2 protein-coding genes are annotated in these 2,293 nt (G+C 64.8%); both read right to left on the reverse strand.

Going from position 1 to position 2,293, the window contains the following annotated elements; all coding sequences use genetic code 11:
• Nucleotides 1-88 precede the first annotated feature (88 nt).
• The gene (locus GSQ76_RS29830; protein ID WP_158747719.1) at nt 89-1,726 is read right to left on the reverse strand and encodes an ABC transporter substrate-binding protein; all 1,638 of its coding nucleotides are present in this window, start codon (nt 1,724-1,726) and stop codon (nt 89-91) included.
• A gap of 29 nt (nt 1,727-1,755) precedes the next feature.
• A partial coding sequence (locus tag GSQ76_RS29835) for an amidase family protein (RefSeq protein WP_254070714.1) occupies nt 1,756-2,293 on the reverse strand: 538 nt, incomplete at its 5' end.

The raw sequence follows: 2,293 nt of genomic DNA on the forward strand, positions 1-2,293 counted from the left end.
GGCAGACATGGTGCATCCCCCCGGACATTGCTGACGCACCCGATCATGCTCCGACGGATTTTACAACCTTGCTGCGCCGGCCGGGCGATTAGCCGACCTGGATCGGGGTTAAATCCTGAAACCAGGATTGCGCCTGCACGAAGCCTTTCACCTTCGGGCTGATCGCCCGGGGGTTCAGATCATGTGCCGCGAACAGGAACAGCGCATCATCGACGACCTTGCCGTGAATGTCGGCCAGGATCTTGTTCTGCTCCGCCGGGTCGGTGGCCAATTGGGCGGCGGCGAACAGCTTGTCCAACTCCGGCTGCGCCACCTTGCTCCAATTTACCCCATTTGGCGCCGCGAGGTCGGATTGCAGGATGCGGGCGAACGCTCGGAACGGGTCGAACGACCCCTGGGAGATGTTCAGTGCCATGCACCCACGCGACGCTGGAGCGCCTGCCCCGGCCTTCCATGCCTCGATCAGGGCCTGCCATTCGAACACTTCCAGATCGACGGTGATTCCGATGTCTTGCAGGTTCTGCTGAATGAATTCGTTCATCGCCAACGGCTGCATCTGGCCGGAGCCGCTGTTGGAGATCGCGACCCTGGTCCGCAGCGGGTTCTTCGGCCCGAAGCCGGCCTGGGCCAGCAGCGCCCGGGCGGCGTCCGGATCATATTTCAGTTCGAAGGTCGGCTTGCCATACCAGGGATCGCCCTTGGTCACGACGCCTTCGCCCTCCAGCATCAGCCCGCCCAACAGCGCCTTCAGCCCAGCGCGGTCGATGCCCAAATTGGCGGCCTTGCGCACGCGGATGTCGGTCCAGGGCGAACCGGGGGTCTGCGACAGGAACCACATCCAGTTATGCGGGTAGATATTGGTGACGATCTTGAACCCGGCGGCCGTCAGCGACGGCACGGCATCCGGTGCGGGCGCCTCGATAAAATCCACCTGGCCGGCGCGCAGGGCGGCGACGCGCGCGTTGGCGTCGGGCGCGGGCAGCAGCACCAGCCGCTCGCATTTCGGGATGCGGTCTTTGTTCCAATATTCGGCATTGCGCACCATCTCCGCCCGCTCGCGCTGCACGAAAACCTGCATCTTCCAAGGCCCGGTGCCGACCGGGCGCTGCATATATGCAGCCCAATCCTTGCCCGCCGCCTCCCACGCGCCACGATGCACGATGCCCAGCCAAGTCAGCGCGTAGGGCAGAGTCCCGTCGATCGTCTTGGTTTCGATCCAGATCTGGTGGTCGCCGTCCGATCCCCAATCCGCAACATTAGGCACCTGGGGCAGGATCTGGCTGAAGGCTCGCTGGTCGAACCACGCCGCATCCCGCTTGAACGCCCGGTCGAGCGAGAACACGATATCGTCGGCGACCATCGTGTGGCCGTCATGGAATTTCACCCCCTCACGGATCGTGAAATGCCAACGCTTCGGATTGGCCGCATCGACCTTCCAGGACGTCGCCAGGCAAGGAATCAATGTGGCGGCGCGATCCGAATGCGACAGATCCCAGGCGACCAATTGATCATACAGCGTGATGCCCATGAAGCGCTGGCCCTCGCCGCCCTGGTCCGGGCATCCGTTGGAGTTCGGCACCGCCGCCACCGTCATCGCCACCCGCAGCGTGCCGCCGGGCGCATCCGCAAGGGCCAGATCCATGCCCAGGGCCGATGGCAACACTGCCACGGCGGGTGCGGCGGCAAGGCCCTGCAATAGGGTGCGGCGGCTGACGGTGTTGGTCATCGGGTGCATTCCTCGGTCGATCGGAGCGATTAGCGGAGCAGCGGCGGAACCGCCTCGTGATGGTCCGTGGCGTCCTGGAATGCCACTGCGGCGGCCAGCAGCAGTGCTTCCGACCACATTGGCCCGACCAGTTGGAGGCCGACGGGCAGCCCATCCTGGGTGAGGCCGCATGGCAGTGACAAGCAGGGTAGTTCGGCATACGGCCAGGGTGATGTCAGCCGCGTCAGACGGTGAGTGAGCGCGATCATGTCGGGGGCTTCGGATGCAAGCGGCGCGCCGAAGCCGACGGTCGGCATCGCCAGCAGGTCGACGCCACGGAAGATCTCGCCGACTTGATGCCGCCAAAGCTGCTGCCGCTCCAACGCCGCGGCATAGTTCACCACGGGAAAGGCCGCCCCCATCCGCAAGCGACCCAGAATGTCGGCGCCGAACTTCTCCGGCTCGGCCTCCAACCGGTCACGATGCACCATGGCGGCGTCGGCCTGCACCAGCGTCATGAAGGACGCGCAGATCTCGTTGAGATCCGGGAGCTCGATCACACTGCGCTTGGCGCCAAGACGCTGCAAG

It is taken from the genome of Acidisphaera sp. L21 (genome assembly GCF_009765685.1).
Lineage (GTDB): Bacteria > Pseudomonadota > Alphaproteobacteria > Acetobacterales > Acetobacteraceae > LMUY01.

Excerpts from the sequence above, each read along its gene's own strand:
- GSQ76_RS29830 (WP_158747719.1), bottom strand. The coding sequence starts at position 1,726 with ATGACCAACACCGTCAGCCGCCGCACCCTATTGCAGGGCCTTGCCGCC.